The organism is Aminobacter sp. 01T433 (assembly GCF_056398585.1).
Genome location: NZ_JBFTPR010000025.1, coordinates 1 through 20194, shown reverse-complemented (window position 1 = coordinate 20194; position 20194 = coordinate 1). Strand labels below are relative to the sequence as shown.

Below are 20194 nucleotides of genomic sequence, written 5' to 3'. Positions count from 1 at the left end.
TGGGGCCGATTTCACAGGGTTGCCCTGAGTTTATGGAGGACGAGCCTTTCTTGCGAACAATGATCGGTCAATTTGTCGCGACAAAGTGAGCGGCATACCCTTCTTTAGCAGGGCCGAATCATTTAGGCGCTGCGGAACCGCGTAGATTTGGATTCTTGAAAGTACTATGAGCTGATTATTGAAATTGCCGACCGGTTTCCGGTGTTGATCAGCTAGTATATTTCTACACGAATGATCTGGCTTATTGAGGAGCGTTAATGCTCCCTCGCGATTGCTTAGGATCTAGTTTGCAGATCCTCAGCGAATTCTGCAGGTATTTGAAGTGCCCCTCACATTGTCGGATGTAGCCAACTGCCTCTCCAAGGCAGCGAGCGCCTTTGCGCTAACCTCGCTTATCGCCATTTCAACGGCCAGTGCCAAGACCGATGGCGGCTGGACGCTGAATCTCGACAACACCGGCTACAATCCGCTGCCTGCAGGCGGTCTGCTGCCCTCTACGGTGCGGATCGACAATAACGACAACCTGTCCACGCCGGCGACGACGATCGATTTCACTATCCCGGCGACCACGGTGTTCGTCGGTGTCAATGGCTTACAGAACTGCACGCCGCTGCCGACTGGGGGCGAGCAGACTGCGCCGCTGGTCGTGACGTGCGATGTTCCCACGCTGGCGCCGGGGGCCGTTCTCAGCGCCACCATCAATCTTCGCCCGATGCAGATGGGCAACGTGACGCTTGCGGCCAAAATCCCCAATCCCGGGCCGAGCTTCAACCGCATGACCACTGTGGAGCAAGGCGCTGATCTCGCGGTTGCGCTCGCCGTCAACCCGGCGGCCGTGCAGGCGGGGTCGAAGGCAAGTTTCACGGCCACGGTGACCAACGAAGGTCCGTATGCGGCGAGCGGCGCGACGGTGACCATTCCGTTGCCAACCGGCTTGTCGTCTAACGTTACCCTTCCGGCCGGCTGCTCCTATGCCGCGCCCAACATCACCTGCGCCATCCCTGGCCCAATCGCCCCCGGCGCATCAATCGCCCTCGATTTCGAGAGCCAGGTGACAATCGAGAATGCCTCGACCATCACGGTGGCGGCTGGGATCACGAGCAAGGGGCCGCGTGATCCGGTTCATACCAACAACGATGCCACTGCCGACATCGCGATCCTGGAGGGGACCGACGTCAGCATCGGCAAGACGCGCGCCCCGCAGGGGCTGATCCTCGTCGGCGACGAGGTCACGTTCACGCTGCAACCGCGCCATGCAGGCGTGAAGCCGACGCAGGCGGCAATCAGAGACATCCTGCCGGCCAACTACCAGTTCGTCAGCGTTAACGCCGCCGGCGGCAGCGGCTGGTCATGTTCGGCGACCGGCCAGACCATCGGTTGCGACTACGTTGCCGGCGCAGGCACCGACTACGCCAAGCCGATCACCATCACGACGCGCGCGATTGCCGCGACGGCTGCCGGCGTGGGCGTCACCAACATCGCGACGGTCAGTTCTCCCAACGAGAACGCCGACGCCGGCGCCAACAACTCCGGCAATGACGGCGCCGCCTTTATCGCCGAACCTACCGTCGATCTCGTCGCCCATAAATCCGGACCCCCGCGCGGGCTGGTCACGGTTGGCAACTCCTACGACTTCCGCCTGAGCACACGCAATGACGGCAATGCCCCCTTTCATGGGCCGCTGACGATCACGGATCATTTGCCGGCTGGCCTGACAGTGGAAGCGATTGCGGCGCCGGCCGGCTGGACCTGTCCGCCCGTCCCGATCGCTGGCCCCACGGATGTCGTCTGCACCACCTCCAAGTACACGCCAGGTTCGCCTCTCGGCCCGACGCAGCAGGCCGGGCCCATCGTGCTGACGACCGAGGTGACGGCGACCGGGCCCATTGTCAACGGCATGACGGTGTCGTTCCCGGACTACGATCAGGGTGATGACGCCGCTCCCGGCAACAACACGACGACCTCAGGCGTCGAGAGCGCCGATGCCCTGAACTGGGCCGATGTCAGCGTCATCAAGAAACTCGACCCTGTCCCCTCCCAGATCTTCGCCGGCGACCCGGTGACGTTCAAGATCGAGGTAGTGAACGCCGGACCGGCGATCGCCACGAATGTGGTGCTTGACGACAGGCTCAACGACATCGTCGCGGCAGCCGGCGGCGGTACGCCCGGACCGGGCGATGTCGGCATCAGCATTGTCCCGGGACTTGCGGCAGGAACGAGCTGCAGTACCCCAACCAGCAGCGGCTACTCGCGCGACCTGCTATGCACGTTGCCGTCGCTGCCCGTCTGCGTCGCCGGCAGCGGCGACTGCCCGGTGGTGTCCGTAACGGTCCGCCCCGGCAGCCAGGGTGCCAAGCAGAACACGGCCATCGCTTTCTCGACGACCGTGCCCGACAACGATACGACCAACAACAGCGACAGCGCCAACTACACTGTTGATCAGCGCACCGACGTGACGGTCACCAAGGTCAGCCCTGCCTCGGCTGCAGGTGCGGCCGCGGGTCAGGAACTGGTCTATGTGCTGACGGCCAGCGTACCGCGCAACGGCCTGAGCAATGCGGACGACGTCAAGCTCACCGACACGCTCCCGCTTGGCCTTCGTTTCATCGATGCCGTTCCAAGCTCGGGCGTGTGCTCGACCACTCCGGCTGCAGGCGCGATCACCGCAGCGGGCAACCAGACGCTGGTCTGCAATTTGGGTACGATCAACAACGGGTCGCAGCAGACGGTAACCGTCCGGGTCATTCCGACGACACCGCTGACTAACACGTCGATAAGGAATGTGGTCGCCGTCTCGACCGGCACGGATGAAATCGATTTCACCAACAACGACGCCGACCTGACGATCGCGATCCTTCCTCCCGTTCTGGACCTCATCGTGACCAAGACCGACGGTCCCGATCCGGTCCTCATCGGCACCGACACGAGCTACACGGTCGCGGTCCGCAACAGCGGCCCGTCCGATGCGACGAATGTCAGGATCGTCGACACACTGCCCCTGTCCGGTCTTGCCGACCCACTCATCGTGGCATTGACGGGCGGTGGAACCTGCGTGCTGAACGGCACCAGCCCCACCATATCAGGCGGGACTGTCACCTGCGACATTCCCCATCTGCCCGCCAACAGCACGGCAACCCTTACGCTCGACATGAAGGGAATCGCACGAGGCCGACACACCAACAACGTCTCCGCCACATCCGACGAAACGACGCTTGGCTATGAGGCCCCGACCGACAACAACGTGTCCTATGAAGACACCACGGTGCGGGTGAAGGCCGACCTCGAGGTCACCAAGGTTCCGAGCGTCACGACGGTCGACCTGCGCAAAGAATTCTCCTGGACCATAACCGTCACCAACAAGTCGGGACCGGGCCTTGACGTGGCCGAATGGGTCACCCTGGTTGACGTCCTGCCGGATGGCATGGAGCTGACGGCCCTGCCAACAGCCTCGGCCGGCACCTGCACCGGCACGATCGGTCAGCGCAACATCAACTGCGAGCTGGGCGATATCGCCCAGGGCGACACGGTGACCGTCACGTTGACGACGAAGATCACCAAGATGTCGGCACAGGCCGCGGAGAATTCGGCGACGGCCAGCACGCTGTCCTTCGACCAGGACCCGTCCAACAACACCGGCACCGGCAAGGTGACCACCGTCCAGGGCAGCAGCATCAGCGGTACGCTCTATCGTGACTTCGACGCGTACGATGCCAAGGATACGGTCGACACCGGAATTGCCGGCGTCACCATCCATGTGGAGGGCAAGGCGGAGCACGACAACGCGGACATCACGCGAACCGTGACCACCGATGCGCAGGGCAACTACAGCTTCGATGAACTGCCCCCCGGCACCTACAGCGTCTACTACGGCACCATTTCCGAGAAGCATCTGGTTGACGGCAAGGCATTGCCTGGCCTCGGCGCGGGAACAGCGACCGCAAGTGGCGTCGACCGGATCGACAGCATCGTCATCACCAATGCCATCGGCGGCACTAAGCATGACTTCACCCGCGTGCCGACCGCGCGCGGTACGGTGGGGTACACCGTTCTGGTGAACCCTGTTGTCCCGCGCATCGTACCTGCGCTTGTTCATACCAACCAGGCAAACGTCACGGGAACCGGCCAGAATTCGGGCCAGACGCCCAACGATCGATCGCACAACAATGCAAATCCCGATCCTGACGGCAACGGCATCGCCAACGAAGATGGCAACAACACCCCGACCACGGTGACGCCAGCGGCCTCGGCGGCAATCACGCTGGTCAAGACAGCCACGCCGCGCCGTGCAACTGGCAACCCGGCTGTGGGCGACATCATCGACTACACATTCGCCGTCACCAACACAGGCAAGACGCCGCTGCTCAACGTGACTGTGACCGATCCGTTGCCTGGTCTGACCTGGGTTTCGAACACGACGATTGCGCGGCTGAACCCGGGCCAATCCAACGACACGGCATTCAAGGCCACCTATGCGCTGACCCAGGACGATATCGAGAGCGGCGCGCTTCTCAACACGGCAACGGCAACGGGCCAGTGGGGCGTCAATGGCGGAACGCCGGTCAATGTCACCGACACGGACAGCGCAACCGTTCCGGCGCTCAGCGTGCCGGGACTCACCATCGTCAAGGAGATGGAGTCGAACACCATCGCCAACCCGACGGTGGTTGGCAACACAATCCGCTACAAGTTCACGGTCACCAACACCGGCAACACCATCTTGCGCAACGTCGCGGTGACGGACGCACTTGCGAGCGTCACACCCGATCCTGTTGGTGCCTTCACCATCGGCACGCTGGCGCCGGGCGCGTCGACTGCCGTCTATGCCGATTATGCCGTCACGCCTGGCGACATCAATGCCGGCAAGGTCGACAACAGCGCCACTGCCAGCGGCGTGCATGGTCCGAGCGACTCGCCGATTACGACACCTGAGAGCAAGGTTTCGGTGCCGCTCCACCGCAATCCTGACCTGACCCTAGTCAAGGCGTTGACCGGCACCATTCCGTCCGTGCCGCGCGCGGGTGAAATGCTGACCTGGACCGTCACGGCCACAAACACCGGCAACGTCACGCTGACCAATCTGGTTGTCAGCGATCCTTTCCCCGGTGCGACGGTCACACCGGCAAGCGTTGCCAGCCTGGCGCCTAGCGCCACGGCTGACTTCACCGTCACGGCGCCGCTGACGCAGGCCGACATCAATGCCGGCGAGGTAACGAACAAGGCGACGGTCGACTTCGACAGCCCGACGGGTCCCGAGACCCCCAAGGACTCCAATGAAGTCACCACCCCGTTGCCGTCGCATTCGCCCGCCATCGCCCTGACCAAGCTGGGTGATGTCACCGGCCTGTCGACCCCCCCGCAGCCGGGCGAGGAGATCGCCTACACGATCGTCATCCGCAACACCGGCAACGTTCCACTCGACAACATCACGCTGGTCGACCTGTTGCCGGGCGTGGTGATCAACCCCGCCGATGCATTGGCGCTTGCGTCCGTCGTGCTGCAGCCGCAGAACAAGGCGGGCACTGCCACGGGCATCGAGATCACAGTCAACGCGACCTATCCGCTCAAGCCCGCGGATATCGACGCCGGTCAGGTGGTCAACACGGCAGTCACGACGGGGACGTCGACCGAAAATCCGACCCAGACGGTTACCGACCGGGGCGGCACCACGTTTGAAACCGACGATCCGACGACGACCGACCTGGGACGCGCGCCGCAGATACGTCTGGTCAAGACCATCACCAACACTGCGCTGAGCACGCCGCCCGCGCCGGGCGACGTCATCACCTTTGGCTTTGCCGTGCATAACACCGGCAACGTGACGCTCGACGACATCGAACTGACCGATCAGGTCACGGGCGTGGTGGTGCAGAACCCGTCCAACTGGAGCGGCCCGCTTGCGGCAGGCGCCGTCAACTCGGGTGCGTTCACCGCTTCCTATGCACTGACGCAGGCGGATATCGACAAAGGCAGCTTCGCCAACACGGCGCTGGTTTCGGGAACAGGTCCCGGTGCCGGTGGCACGCCGCAAACGGTGACCGATATCTCGGGCACCGACATCACGAACGATACGCCGACCGAGCAGCCGCTCAACGTCGTGTCGTCGCTCAAGATCGAGAAGTCCCATAGCGCCGCGCTGAGCACGCCGCCCAAGCCGGGCGACGTGATCACCTACAGCTTCGTTGTCACCAACACAGGCAACGTGACGTTGACGGATGTCGAGGTCAGCGACCCGCTGGCCGATCTGGTGATGCCGGTAACAACGATCCCGACGCTGGCGCCGGGCGCTGCGAACGCAGTGACGCTGACGGCGACCTATGCCGTCAAGCAATCCGACATCCATGCGGGCGAGGTGCGCAACACCGCTTCCGTCGAGGGCGTCTACAAGCATCCAGTCACCGGTACCGAGACCTCTGTGCCGCCGGTCAACTCCAACGAGGTCGTGGTTCCGCTCGACCGGTTGCCGGCGGTTGCGCTGGTCAAGTCGGCGGTGTCGGGGCTCAACGAGCCAGCGACGCCGGGCGAGATCATCACCTACACCTTCGTGGTGACCAACACCGGCAACCTCGATCTCACGGGTGTCGAGATCGTCGATCCGCTGCCCGGCATCACGCCGGCGTCATTCACCGTCGGCAACCTGGCTCCGGCTGCGTCGCAGAGCTTCACCGCGACCTACGCCATCGTCCAGGGCGACATCGATGCCCGCAAGGTTGAGAACCAGGCGACAGTGACCGCGAACTACAAGGACGGTCCGACCGTGAAGCCGTTGGAGGACCTGTCGGGCCCGACCAACGATACGGATGAGCCTGTTGTGGTGCCGGTCGTGCCGCCGTTGCCGGCGCTCGAAATCGTCAAGACGGGGATCTATGAGGATGCCGATGGCAGCGGCAGCCCGACGCCGGGCGACAGGCTTGTCTACAGCTTCGTTGTCACCAACACCGGCAACATCCCGCTCGACAGCGTCGAGCCGGCCGACGCCGGCCCAACCTTCAACGGCCTGCCAGCCGGTGCGAGCCTGTCGGCGATGGCGCCAACGGCGCTGACGCTAGCGCCGGGCGCGGCGGAAACCTTCACCGCGACATATCAGTTGACGCAAGGCGACATCGACAATGCCGCCGGCATAGTGGGTGGCGTAATCAACACGGCCTCGGCGCGTGGCTACCGCGACGGTGTCGTGGTTCCCGCAAACCTGGTGGAGTCCGACCCTAGCGACGCGTTGCTGGCATTGCCGGCGGTGCCGGCTGCGGATATCAGCCTGACCAAGCAGGCCGGCCTGCGCGCCATCCGCATCGGCGAGAAGGTGCCCTACACGATCACGGTGACCAACAATGCCGTGGCAAGGGTCCGCGGCCTGACCGTCACCGACGTGATGCCTGCAGGCTTCCGCTTCGCCGAGGGCTCGGCGACACTCGACGATGTCGACGTGACGCCGGTCGTCAATGGCCGAAACATCGTGTTCGAAAACCTGACGCTTTCGGGCGGCGCCACGGCGGTGATCCGGCTGCAATTGATGGCGCTGAGCACGGCCGGACCGGGCAAGCATGTCAACGTAGCCATCGCCACCAATGAGGCTGGCGCCAAGGTCGCGCCAGATGCCAAGGCCTCGGTTGAGATCCTGGCCGAGCCGGTCTTCGACTGCGGCGAGATCATCGGCAAGGTCTTCGACGACAAGAACCGCAACGGCTACCAGGACGAGGGCGAACCCGGTCTCCCCGGCGTCAGGGTCGCCACGGTCAAAGGTGTGCTGGTGACCACGGATGCGCATGGCCGCTTCCACGTCGCCTGTGCAGATCTGCCCGACCAGCGCATCGGCTCGAACTTCATCATGAAGCTCGACACCCGCACGTTACCGACAGGTTACCGCCTGACCACCGAGAACCCGCGCGTCGTCCGGCTCACCGCCGGCAAGATGACCAAGCTCAATTTCGGGGCTGCGATCGGCCGCGTCGTTCGTCTGGATCTCACCGGCGATGCCTTCGAGGCCGGCGATGTGGCGTTGCAGCCGCGCTGGTCCAAGGGGATCGACCAGCTGGTCGACATGCTTCGCCAGGAGGAGTCGGTGCTGCGGCTGGGTTACGTCAACGCGGGCGCCGACCGGGCGCTTGCGAACAAGCGGATCCAGCATGTGAGCGACCTCATCAGGCAGCGCTGGCGCGAGAGGAAAGGGCAGTACCGGCTGGAAATCGAGACGCGAGTGGAGGTGAGCAAATGAGCGCTCCGGTGTGCCCTCTCGAAAACGGCGGAACGGCCATGAAGACCTCTCGATCTCACTCCCTTCTGTTGGGCAGCGCACTTGCACTGGTCATGCTGATCGCCGGCGGCGCGCTGGCCCAGACCTCGCCCGAGGCCGGCGTCTGCACTGCCGACGACTGCCGTACGCAGATCCGCGGCAAGGCGCTCGACAACAGTGCATCCAGCATCGTGGCGACGGGCGAGAACACCGAGCGCGAGACGCCCGCAGACGCCAGGAGCGTTCCGTTCTCCATCAGCGTCGATGGTGAGGCGGTGGCGGAAAGCGCCAGGAGCGGTGAAGCCGGACGACCCGGGGCCGAGGCGCGGAAGCCGGTCGACGTCGCCCGCAAGACCGACGTCGACCTCGCCGCGGTCGACATCCAGGTCAAGTTCGACGGGCTAGAGGCAAAGCCCTTGCTCAACGTCTCGACCATGCCAATCAAGCGCAGCTACCGGGCTGGCGAGACGGTCGAATTTCTTGCGACCTCCAACTACCCCGCCTTCATTGAGCGGGCCGAGATCCGCATCTACCCCGACGCGGGCCCAGACGATGACAGCCCGGTAGCCGTGGTTCCGGTGACGGTCAACGACAAGGCGGCATGGACGATGCCGGCCAACGTCGAAGCCGTGTACGGGGACGGCAACGAGGATGAGTTCATGTACGTGCTGCGCGTCTATGATGCCAAGGGCCGCTACGACGAAACCCTGCCGCTGACGCTTGCGCGCACGACGCGCGAATATGCGCCGTCCACCGGCAAGGAAGCGATCGCGCCCGGCATGGGCGAGGACCGCACGGCAAAGCGCAACATTCCGACCAGCGGTGGCGCCGTCACCGTCTACGGCCGCAACGTGCCTGAAGGCCACCGCGCCAGCGCATTTGGCGAGACCATCCCGCTCGACGGGGACCACGCCTTCGTGGTGCAGCGCATCCTGCCAGCGGGCGACCACGCGGTTGATGTCGCGGTCCAGGGGATGGACAAGGCGAGCGCGCTCGATTTCACCCGCCAGGTCAACATTCCCGATAGCGATTGGTTCTATGTCGCGCTCGCCGATCTCACGGTGGGAAAGCGCATGGGCGACGCCGACATCGAGAGCGCGCGCCCTGGCGAATATGACGACATCTATACCAACGGCCGCCTTGCTTTTTATGTGAAGGGCAAGATCAAGGGCCAATATCTGCTCACCGCCGCCGCCGATACCGGCGAGGACAAGATCGAGAACATTCTTCGCGGGCTCGATTCCAAGGACCCTCGGCAATTGCTGCGGCGTCTCGATCCCGACGACTACTATCCCGTCTATGGCGACGAATCGACGATGGTCGAGGACGCGCCGACCAACGGAAAATTTTTCGTCCGGCTGGAACGCGGCGACAGCCAGGTCATGTGGGGTAACTACAAGACCCAGATCACCGGCACCGAGTTCATGCGTTCCGATCGCGCGCTCTATGGCGCCAGTGCGGTCCATCGCTCGGAAGAGACGACCTCGTTCGGCGAACGCCGGAGCGAGGTTGTGCTCTATGCCGCCCAGCCCGACACGCTGCCGCAGCTCGACGAGTTCCTGGGGACCGGCGGCTCGGCCTATTTCCTCAAGCGCCAGGACATCACAGTCGGCACCGAGACGGTTACCATCGAGATCCGCGACGCCGTCAGCCGCCGCGTCGTCGAGCGCCGGACCCTCGTTTATGGCGAGGACTACTCGTTCGACTACATGCAGGGCGTGATGATCCTCAAGCGTCCGCTGCCGTCTGCGACCGGGACTGACGGGCCAGTTCGCGACGGCGCGTTCGGCGGCAACAGGGTCTATCTCGTCGCCCAATACGAATACACGCCGGTTGCGACCGACGTCGACGGCTACGTCTATGGCGGCCGCAGCCAGCAATGGCTGAACGACAAGGTCCGTGTCGGCGTCACCGGCATGAGCGAGACGACGGGCGAGGCAGACCAGCGCGCCTATGGCGCCGACATCCAGTTGCGCCATTCCGAAAAGACCTTCCTTGAAGCCGAGGTTTCGCATTCGAAGGGACCGGGTTTTGGCACCGCGAGTTCCTATGATGGCGGCCTGACAATGAGCGAGGTCGGCACCGCCGGCCACCGCGACCAGTCGGCGAATGCCTGGGGCGTGCGCGGCCAGGTCGATCTCGAAGATATTGCCAAGGGCGGACCCAAGGGAACGGTCGGCGGCTATTACCAGGAAATGCAGGCGGGTTTTGCGACGCTGTCCGAGCAGTCCCTGATCGATCAGCGCATCTGGGGTTCGCATGCCGATGTCGAGCTCACCGACCGCAGCACGCTCAAGCTCGTCTATGACGATTTCGAGGACGATGACGGTCAGGCCAAGCGCGAGGGCAGCGGCAGCCTGAGCTACCAGTTCGACGAATATTGGAAGGTCGCGTTCGGCATCAGCTACAGCGAGATCCTGTCGCCCAGGGCAATTGCCTCGGGCAAGCGCGGCTATGACGGCTCCCGGGTTGATGCCGGCGTCAGACTGGAATACGAGCCCAACGACGACTGGAACGCCTATGTGTTCGGCCAGGGCACGCTCGGCCGCTCCGGCGATATCAGGCGCAATGATCGTGGCGGCGTCGGTGGCGAGATGAAGCTTACCGACAAGGTCGGCGTCACCGGCGAGGTCTCTTACGGGAATACCGGGCTCGGCGCGCTCGCTGCCGTCACCTACGACCCGACGACAAACGACCACTACTATGTCGGCTATCGCCTCGATCCCGACCGGGCCTTCGATCTCGACCGGAGCTATGATTTGGTTGGCACTGATCGCGGCGCCATCGTCGGCGGCACACGGCGCAAGCTCGGCGAGACCGCTTCCGCCTATGCCGAAAACAGCTACGACATGTTTGGCAAGCGCCAGTCACTGACCCAGACCTATGGTGTCATCTACACGCCTGATGCGCTGTGGACGGTCGATACCGGCTTCGAGGCAGGCACCATCCGGGATGACACCGTCGATCCTTCCACCAACAAGGAAAGGTCGGACTTCGACCGCAAGGCAGCCTCGCTGTCGGTCGGCTACAATGACGAGGAAGCCGGCATCACCGCCCGCATCCGCGGCGAGGCACGCTTCGACGAATCCGAAGACGGCAGCCGCGACGCCCGCTCCTATTTGTTCGCCACTGGCCTGACGTGGAAGACCAGCCAAGACTGGCGCCTGATCGCCAACGTCGATGCCGTTCTGTCGGATTCCCAAGCTGGCACATTCCATGACGGCGACTATGTCGAGGCTTCGCTCGGCTATGCCTACCGGCCGATCAACAACGACCGGCTCAATGCGCTGTTCAAGTACACTTGGCTCTATGATTTGCCAGGTATCGACCAGGTCGGCATCAATGGCTCGTTGGCCAGCCCCAAGCAGCGCAGCCACATCCTGTCGGCGGACCTGATTTACGACCTGTTCCCGTGGTTGTCGGTGGGCGGTAAATACGGTTTCCGCATCGGCGACGTCCAGCAGCGGATGATCGACGGCTCAGAGATCTTCGCCGACTGGCAACGTTCCTCGGCGCATCTCGGCATCCTCAGGGCCGACCTGCACATCGTGAAGGAGTGGGACCTGCTGCTCGAAGGCCGCGTTCTCTGCATGCCCTCGGCGGAGACCACTGACTACGGCCTGCTCGCCGCCGTCTATCGCCATGTCGGGAAGAACTTCAAGGTCGGCGTCGGCTACAATTTCGGCCGTTTCTCCGACGACCTGCGCGACCTCTCCCTCGACGACGAGGGAGCCTTCCTCAACGTGGTTGGAAAGTTCTGACAAAACTGAGCATGCTGGAGTGAACTCTTCGCTCGTCCTTTTGGTCGTTGGCTGTAGTCGGGATGGCGGCTCAACGACCAAATAGGCAGCTAACATGCCCCATCTCAAAACCCTCAAGTTTGCTAGTGCCAAGCCCGTCGCTCATTCGGACCCGATCTGGCGCGCATGCGACAGGGTCGTGGAGGCGCTCGCCGAGCAGAAGGCGATGGCCGAAGCCAAGCTTGCCGACCAACAATACGACCCGACCCGCAAGGTGTGACGCAAGAACGAAGTTGATCAACGACCTTCGGCAGCTTCGACAGCTTTGCGCCTGAAACAGGACGTTCAGGCAAACTTTGCCTTCGCGCAAAAGCGGACGTTGAGGCCGAGACCGGTGAATGGCCGCTTCGCGCCCCTTGGATCGTTTACATCAGGTCCCTGGAGCCTGATGCTCGTTACCAAGCGGGAGGCTGGCGGTTCGGGGATTACGCCGCTGCCATGCTACGCCAAAAAATCGCCGACGATCATTTCCGCAACCTTCACGAAGCGCGTTGCGGCTCCACCAGGCCCGGCGCTGCGCCAGTTCGTCCGCGCGCCCTCGACCAGAAGCGTCAACGCATCGACCAACAGTTCGGCGTCGGCGGCGCCGGCGGCGGCGCAGAGGCAAACCAATCGCTCCCGGTAAAGGCTGCGAATGTCCTCGATGAACTGCCGCGCGGGATGGTCGCTCTCCATCAATTGCGCGGCGGCATCCAGAAGCTCGCAATTGCAATGTTCGACGGTGACGAATTCACCGGCGCGGCGGACCCAGTCGCTCAGTTGCGCCCTGGGATCACCGGGATTGGCGGCCTTGATACCCTCCCAGAAGGCTTCAGCTTCGGCTGCAGCCTCCTGCAGGCAGACAAACACCAGGTCGTCCTTCGAGCCGAAGTGGCGGTAGAGCGTCATCTTGTTGCTGCTTGCGGCCTCGGCGATGGCATCGACACCAATGCCCTTGATGCCATGCTTTCTGAAAAGGTCGCGCGCAGCGTCGATGATCCGTTCCCGTGGTGGACATTTGACAGCAGCTGTCATCAACGTTTCCTCGCTTCCAATCTTGTCGCTGGAACGCCCTTGACAATGTTACCGATCCGTAACATTTATCCTGTTACTAGATAGTAACATCCACCTTCGCAAGTCAATATCGGGTTGTTCAAGAGCAGCGCACGGTTCCGTGTGCTGCAACGGTTTTTCGTTGCCGTCTCCAAGGCAGCCATCGACCATCACGAGCCGCCTCGGAGAGAGCCATCATGGTCAACTTCTTCATCCTGCGGCCGATCTTCGCTTCGGCGATCGCGATCATCATGGTGCTGGCAGGTGCCATCTCCTACTTCCTTCTGCCCGTCTCGCAGTTTCCCGACATCACCCCGCCCCAGATCGTGGTCGCTGCCAACTATCCCGGCGCCAGCGCGCAGGTCGTGGCCGATACGGTGACGACGCCGCTGGAGCAACAGCTGAACGGCGTGCCCGGGATGCTCTACATGTCCTCGACAAGCTCGAACGACGGGTCGGCGCGCATCATCATCTCGTTCCAGGTCGGTTATGATGTCGACATCGCCGCCATGGACGTCCAGAACCGCGTCTCGCAGGCAGCCCCCTCGCTTCCAGCCCTGGTCAACCAGGCCGGCGTTACCGTCATCAAGCAGAACCCGAACTTCAACGTGCTGGTCAATCTCAGCTCGCCTGACAAGTCGGTCGATTTCACCACGCTCTCGAACTACGCCTATCTGCAGATCCTTGACCCGATCAAGCGACTGCCCGGCGTCGGCGACGTTCAGTTCTTCGGCGAGCGCCGCTATTCCATGCGCGTTTGGCTTGACCCGGACAAGATGGCGAGCCTCGGCGTCACCGCGGTCGATGTACAGAACGTCATCCAGGAGCAGAACATCCAGGTCGCGGCTGGCAAGATCGGCCAGTCGCCTGCTCCATCAGGAACGCCGTTCGAGATGCAGGTGAGTGCTGTCGGTCGCCTGAGCGACCCGCAGCAGTTCGGCGAGATTATCCTTCGCGTCGATCCTGAAACCCACGCCGCAATGCATCTGCGCGACGTGGCGCGTATCGAACTCGGCGCTCTGTCCTACTCTTCGTCCTTCAGCCTTGACGGCGAGGACAGCGTCGTGCTCGCGGTTCTTCAGGCCCCGGGCTCCAACGCGCTTGACCTGCAGAGCAGTGTCAAGGCCAAGATGGACGAGCTGTCGAAGCGCTTCCCGTCCGGCATGTCCTACAACATGTTCTACGATACGACACGCTTCGTTTCCGCGGCCATGGACGACGTGGTCAAGACGCTCGTCGAAGCGCTCTTGCTTGTCGTTTTTGTCGTCTTCATTTTCCTGCAGAGCTGGCGCGCCACCATCATCCCGATCATCGCGATACCGGTGTCGTTGATCGCCACTTTGACGGTGATGTATCTGCTGGGCTTCTCGCTGAACATGCTGTCGCTGCTCGGCATGGTGCTGGCCATCGGCCTGGTCGTTGACGACGCGATCGTTGTTGTCGAGAACGTCGAACGCCAGCTCGAAGACGGCCATCCGCCTTTGGAGGCGACAAAAATCGCGATGAAGGAAGTCACCGGCCCGATCATCGCGACAACAGGCGTATTGCTCGCCGTCTTCGTCCCCGTTGCTTTCATACCGGGCGTCGCCGGCCAGCTCTACAACCAGTTCGCGCTGACGGTTGCGATCTCCTTCGCAATCTCGGCCTTCAACTCGCTGACGCTCAGCCCGGCGTTGAGTGCCGTGTTCCTGCGCCATCGCGGCGCGCCGAAATTCATCCTGTTCCGTTGGTTCAATGCCGGCTTCCACTGGATGTCCAACACCTATGCCGGCAGCATTCGCAGCTTCGTCCGATGGCGCTGGGCGTTCATCGGGTTGTTCGGGCTGGCCTTGTACGCAACCTACGCATTGTCCCAGCGCATTCCCTCCACCTTCTTGCCCGTCGAAGACCAGGGCTACTTTTTCGTCGTCCTCCAATTGCCTGATGGTGCGTCGGTGGAACGCACGGCAGCAGTCGCGAAGAAGTCGGAGGCGATTCTCCGCGACCTTCCTGGCGTCGAATCCGTCGGCTCCGTCGTCGGCTTCTCCTTCCTCACCTTCGCCAACCAGTCGAATGCGGGCGTCCAGTTCGCAGTGCTCAAGCCCTGGGACGAGCGCGGCCCTGGCGAAAGCGCGACCGAGCTCAAGAACATCGCCCAAGGAAAGCTGATCCAGATTCCGGAGGCGCTGGTTCTCGCCTTTGACCCGCCCTCCATTCAGGGTCTTGGTTCGACAGGCGGCTTCGAGTTTCAGGTCGAGGACCTGACCGGCCGCGGTGCCGCGGCACTCGATGAGGCGACGCAGGCACTGCTCACTGAGGCCCGCAAGCAGCCGGAGTTGAACCCGTTCACGCTGTTCACGACCTTCAGCACCTCGACCCCGCAATATTCTTACGACCTCGATCGCAACAAGGCGAAGCTGCTCGGCCTGAGCCTGCCGGACATCTTCTCGACGCTGCAGATCTATCTCGGCTCGCTCTATGTGAACGACTTCAACCTGTTCGGCCGCACCTTTCGCGTCACCCTTCAGGCCGAACAGGAGGCGCGCGCCCAGGCCACCGACATTTCAAGGCTTTATGTCCGCAGCAATTCCGGGGACATGGTGCCGCTCAGCACCCTGGGCGCGCTGAAAGCAGTTTCGGGACCCGAAACGGTCACCCACTACAACAATTATCCCTCTGCACTCATCAATGGTGCCGCAGCCGAAGGCTTCAGTTCGAGCCAGGCAGTCGCCGCCATGGAGCGTGCCGCGGCAACCGCGTTGCCGAGGGACTTCGCCTTCGAATGGACCGGAATCACTTATCAGGAGATCCGGGCCGGCTCGATCGCAACCCTTGTCTTCGGCCTGGCGATCGTCTTCTGCTTTCTGGTTCTGGCTATGCAGTACGAAAGCTGGTTGATGCCCTTCGTCGTGCTGCTCGCCGTTCCGCTCGCCCTGCTCGGCGCATTGCTGGCGATCTGGGTGCGGGGCCTGCAGATCGACGTCTACTCGCAGATCGGTTTCGTCATGCTGATCGGCCTCGCCGCCAAGAATGCCATCCTGATCGTCGAGTTTGCCAAGCGTAGGCGTGAAGAAGGCGTCGAGATCATTGCTGCGGCCGTCGAAGCCGCGCGCCTGCGGCTGCGCCCGATCCTGATGACGGCCTTCGCCTTCATCCTCGGTGTTGTGCCGTTGATGCTGGCAACCGGCGCCGGCGCGGCAAGCAGGCAGTCGATCGGCACCACCGTCTTCGGCGGCATGTTGATCGCGACAGTGTTGACCCTCGCCTTTGTCCCGATCTTCTACGTCGTCCTCGAAACCTGGCGTGAACGTTTCGCGCGCCGCTCGCAGCCATCCCAGGTGGTCGAGCCGGCCGAATAAATCAGGAGTATCCAGATGCGCATTTTCAAACTCGGTCTGAACGGCAGCCTTCTCGCTTTGGCGATGGCGGGCGGCTACCTCCTCGCTCAATATGGCTGGGGCGTCGGCAGCACGTCTGCCGGCGCCGCACCTTCGGCAACGGCTCCCCAGGCAATGCCGGTACCGGTGGTCGGCGTGGTGAAGAAAACAATTCCCATCTATCTCGAATACGCCGCGCGCACGGAAGCCATCCGCAATGTTACGCTGCGCGCCAAGGCGTCAGGCTATCTTCAGGAACAGCCCGTATCAGACGGCACCGACGTGAAGGCAGGCGACCTGCTCTACAGAATCGAGGCCACGGACTATCAGGCCGCGCTCGATCAGGCCAAGGCGCAGATCGAGCGTGACCAAGCATCGCTCGAATACCTCAAGTCGAGTCTGAACCGCGGCAACAAGCTCGCCGACAACGGCTATCTGGCCAAGGACGGGTTTGACCAACGCCGGAGCGCGGTGCGGCAGGCTGAAGCGGCGCTCACCATATCACGTTCGGCCTTGCGGACCGCCGAGATCAATCTGAAAAACACCGATATCCGCGCCCCCTTCGCCGGTCGCCTCGGACGCAATCAAGCGCCGCAAGGCACGCTGGTCACAAGCTCCGCCGGCACGCCACTGAACAATCTCGTACAACTCTCGCCGATCTACATCACCTTTAACCCAGGCGAGACCGAACTGGCCGAGATTCAGAAGGCCTTTGCCAATGGGACGGTGGACACCGAGGTCATCATCCCCGGCAGCGACAGCAAGCCGCGTGAAGGCAAGCTGACCTTTATCGACAATGCCGTGGAGCGCAATACAGGCACCATCGCCGCCCGCGCCACGATCGAGAACCTCGACCTCTCGCTGCTCCCAGGCCAATATGTTCGCATTCGCCTGCACATCAAGGAATTGCCGAACGCGCTGATGGTGCCGCAGACAGCACTCGGCTCCAGTCAGTTTGGCAAATACGTCTACGTCGTCGGCAAGGACAATCTCGTCGAACAGCGCGTCGTCGCCCTGGGCCCCACCGATGGCGATCTGGTGACGCTGACAAACGGCATCAAGGAAGGCGACAAGATTATCTCCGGCAACCTCCAGAAGATTTTTCCGGGCGCACCGGTCCAACCGCTCGATGCCGGTGGCAGTTGATGATCTTGCATTGTGCCCGACCAACGCGCTGGAGATGCGGCGAGGACAGACGGATTGGCGGCTCCAGTTCAGAGGTAAGGGCAGCCTAAGGCGGACGCAGAAGGACCGCTAGGCTGGGCTTGTCCAGCCACTCTACCAATCAGGCATGCGGCGGCCGGGTGCCGCCGAAACAACCACATCGCAAAGCCGCCATTCATCGGCCCGACGAGATTTGGCGGCAATGCGCCTGATGTAGGTCGTTCGTGCGGTCTGAATCACCACTAAAAGCGGACATCGACAGCCCCTCGACTGAGACCGCAACGCTACTTTGGGCACGGTAACTGCGTTTTCTTATGCCGATCGGGTGATCGGCATCTCGACGTCGTGCCGCGCCTCGAGGATTGGCCGCTATGGCCTCGCCGTCGGCGATGTGCAGGACGTCATCGCGACGGCGCTTAGCGGCTCATCCGTGACTTTCGAAGCCGATTTTCAGTAGCTGCCACTCCCTGCAAGACCGATTCCGGCAATCAGCGAGCCCCACACCTTCAGGCGTAGGCCAACGGCCTTCACAACGCCCGTGGCCGCAATGAGGTGTCCCGTAAACCCGCCGAGATTGTTGGTGTAGGTCTGAACAAGGCAGCCGGTGCCGTCGAGCATGATCTTCTCTTGCCCCTTATGCTCAAGCTCAAGATAGACCAGTAGCGATCCGCGTGGCGTCCGCTCATTAAGTTCAACCAGTCGCCCTCCCGGCACAATCTGGCCTGTTGCGATCGCGGGCTGGATGGAAAGGACCCGTGCCGGCAGAACCGTGTTGCTGAACGACAAGGCGATATTGCTGTCGCAGGCGATTTCCGCCGGCATGCCTTCATAGAGTGTAGAGCGCGTAACCTGGGAAAAGCCTGCCGTAATCCTGAGCGGGAGATCGTCTGGACGATCGGGAATGATCACCATTGCAGGACTGAGTATGAGAGTTGACGCGGGACTGCCCACGCTCATGGACAATTGGGTCACGACACCGTCAGTGAAAGAGCGCACCTCGGTCATGCTCAACGCGACCTTGGCGCTTTCGACACCCGCCTCTGCAGCCTTATGCTGCGCGGGGAGAGATTGAGAAATCTCCACCTGTGCCAGGCTCAGCTGTGCCTGCGCCGCCGCCAGACCTGACTCGCCGATCTCGACAGCTGATTCCGCCAAGCGCACAGTCTCCTTCGTGCCGGCGTTCTTGGCGAACAAGGTCTGCGCGTTCGCGAGGTCGCCTCTCAGCTTTTCCAGCGATGCGCTCGACTCGACCACGCTCGCCTGCGCGACCTTCAAGGCGTCGTTGGCTTTGGATTCCGCAGCGGCAATCTTGTCGAATTCGGCTTCGGCCTGCTTCAGGGCCGCCTTCTGGGCGCTATTTTCGATCCGGAAGAGCAGATCGCCGGCGGAAACCCTCTGCCCGTTCCGTACGGCGACTTCGGTCACCGGACCACTGGTTTGCGCCACAATCGACACCGTCCGGAAGGGCAACAGGCCGGAATATGATTTGGGGTGGAAGTAGAAGATCGCGACGAAAAGGAAAAAAGCAAGCATGGCCCACAGGAACATTGCTGTGCGCATGTTCCACACTGTCATGGCTTCGCCACGACGCCTTAGCTGGTAGTAGCGGATAATGACCGGAAAAGAAGTCAGGAGAAGCTCAACCATTCCGGGCAACCTCTGTTTTGACGGGGCCAACGACGGCAACGTCGTTGGCCGGGTCCGGCGAGATTGCCGCCGGCGAAGCAGTGGCTTCAGGCACGACTTGGTGAATACTCGGCAAATGGAAGCGCGACCAGTCTGCCATCAGGGCGAGAAGGACCGCGGTTAACGGAAGAAAAACGTGGAAATGCTCGAGCGGAAAGATCTCGTAGAGCAGGGCAATCGTCAACAATGTTGGGATTGTCTTGGCCAGGGGGGTGCCCTTCGACCTGTGCTCGGCCCAACGGTCGAACACTGCATAAAGCGTCAAGATTCCATAGAGCGCGAGACAGATGAATGCCAAAGCCACCCACGCCAACATGTCAGTATCGCCCGGAGTAGTGAACCAGGATGGACTTGCGTGTTCGAGGCCGTCTTCAATCGCCATCAACCAAACCCTCAGTAAGCAATCGCCGGAACGGCTATCGAGCGGCTGGATACCAATTGCAATACTAACAATCCGTTTTGAAAATCACGGATGAGCGTTTCGGCGGATGAGATTGCCAACCATTGTGACAAGGATCATGGCGTGCGAGGCACCGATGCGCTGCTCGTAGTCGCGCAAGGATCGAGAATACAGTCCGATATCTCGAGCGAACCGAAATCTGACCTTGAGCGGTCATCCGACGATGCGCGGATGGCCGCTTCGACGCAGGGGACAGGCTTCCATGCTGGCTGCCACGGGGTGGAAACGAGACTGGCCGCTTTCGGGACGGTACCCTTGATAGACAGACGTTCCTTCAATTGCCTACTCGGGGCCGAAGAACTAACCCGCTGCGCGGGAGAGCGCGCGCGGTGAGGTAAAGGGCACGAGCCGTTCGCCGCGCTTGCATTGAGCGTCGTTCGGCAGCGGCAGAGCATGACGGGCTTCTTCAACAAGGAGCCTGATCATGCCCCACCCTGTTCTCGATGCACCCATCAGTCCGCTGCGCCAG

Annotated in this window: 8 protein-coding genes; 5 read left to right on the top strand and 3 right to left on the bottom strand. The window is 62.3% G+C overall.

Translation table 11 applies throughout. The features are described from left to right. The first annotated feature begins 322 nt into the window (after positions 1 to 322). From AC1DLV_RS27445 to AC1DLV_RS27435, 3 genes are all read left to right on the top strand, one after another. Positions 323 to 8209, top strand: coding sequence for a DUF7507 domain-containing protein (locus AC1DLV_RS27445; RefSeq protein ID WP_476836302.1), 7887 nt, complete (start codon positions 323 to 325; stop codon positions 8207 to 8209). After that, positions 8206 to 11988 (top strand): TonB-dependent receptor, encoded by a 3783-nt coding sequence (locus AC1DLV_RS27440; protein WP_476803203.1) that lies wholly within the window; start codon positions 8206 to 8208, stop codon positions 11986 to 11988. Before AC1DLV_RS27445 ends, AC1DLV_RS27440 begins: the two co-directional genes overlap by 4 nt. A gap of 94 nt (positions 11989 to 12082) precedes the next feature. After that, positions 12083 to 12247 (top strand): hypothetical protein, encoded by a 165-nt coding sequence (locus AC1DLV_RS27435; RefSeq protein ID WP_476803202.1) that lies wholly within the window; start codon positions 12083 to 12085, stop codon positions 12245 to 12247. Between the two features lie 221 nt (positions 12248 to 12468). Here the strand turns inward: AC1DLV_RS27435 and AC1DLV_RS27430 are convergent, their stop codons facing one another. Beyond that, positions 12469 to 13041, bottom strand: a complete 573-nt coding sequence (locus AC1DLV_RS27430) for a TetR/AcrR family transcriptional regulator (protein WP_476803201.1) — start codon at positions 13039 to 13041, stop codon at positions 12469 to 12471. A 215-nt stretch (positions 13042 to 13256) separates the two neighbouring features. On the opposite strand from AC1DLV_RS27430, the gene AC1DLV_RS27425 reads away from it, so the two are divergent. Both AC1DLV_RS27425 and AC1DLV_RS27420 read left to right on the top strand, forming a co-directional pair. After that, positions 13257 to 16397: an efflux RND transporter permease subunit gene (locus AC1DLV_RS27425; RefSeq protein ID WP_476803200.1), complete on the top strand. Its 3141-nt coding sequence runs from the start codon at positions 13257 to 13259 to the stop codon at positions 16395 to 16397. A gap of 15 nt (positions 16398 to 16412) precedes the next feature. Further along, positions 16413 to 17561: an efflux RND transporter periplasmic adaptor subunit gene (locus tag AC1DLV_RS27420; protein WP_476803199.1), complete on the top strand. Its 1149-nt coding sequence runs from the start codon at positions 16413 to 16415 to the stop codon at positions 17559 to 17561. 468 nt (positions 17562 to 18029) lie between these two features. On the opposite strand, the gene AC1DLV_RS27415 is transcribed toward AC1DLV_RS27420, so the two are convergent. Together AC1DLV_RS27415 and AC1DLV_RS27410 are read right to left on the bottom strand one after the other, a co-directional pair. Then, the gene (locus AC1DLV_RS27415; RefSeq protein ID WP_476803198.1) at positions 18030 to 19226 is read right to left on the bottom strand and encodes an HlyD family secretion protein; all 1197 of its coding nucleotides are present in this window, start codon (positions 19224 to 19226) and stop codon (positions 18030 to 18032) included. Continuing rightward, a complete protein-coding gene (locus AC1DLV_RS27410; protein WP_476803197.1) occupies positions 19219 to 19647 on the bottom strand; it encodes a hypothetical protein in 429 nt (142 codons plus the stop codon). The genes AC1DLV_RS27415 and AC1DLV_RS27410 overlap by 8 nt, the downstream gene beginning before the upstream one ends. Positions 19648 to 20194: the final 547 nt, after the last annotated feature.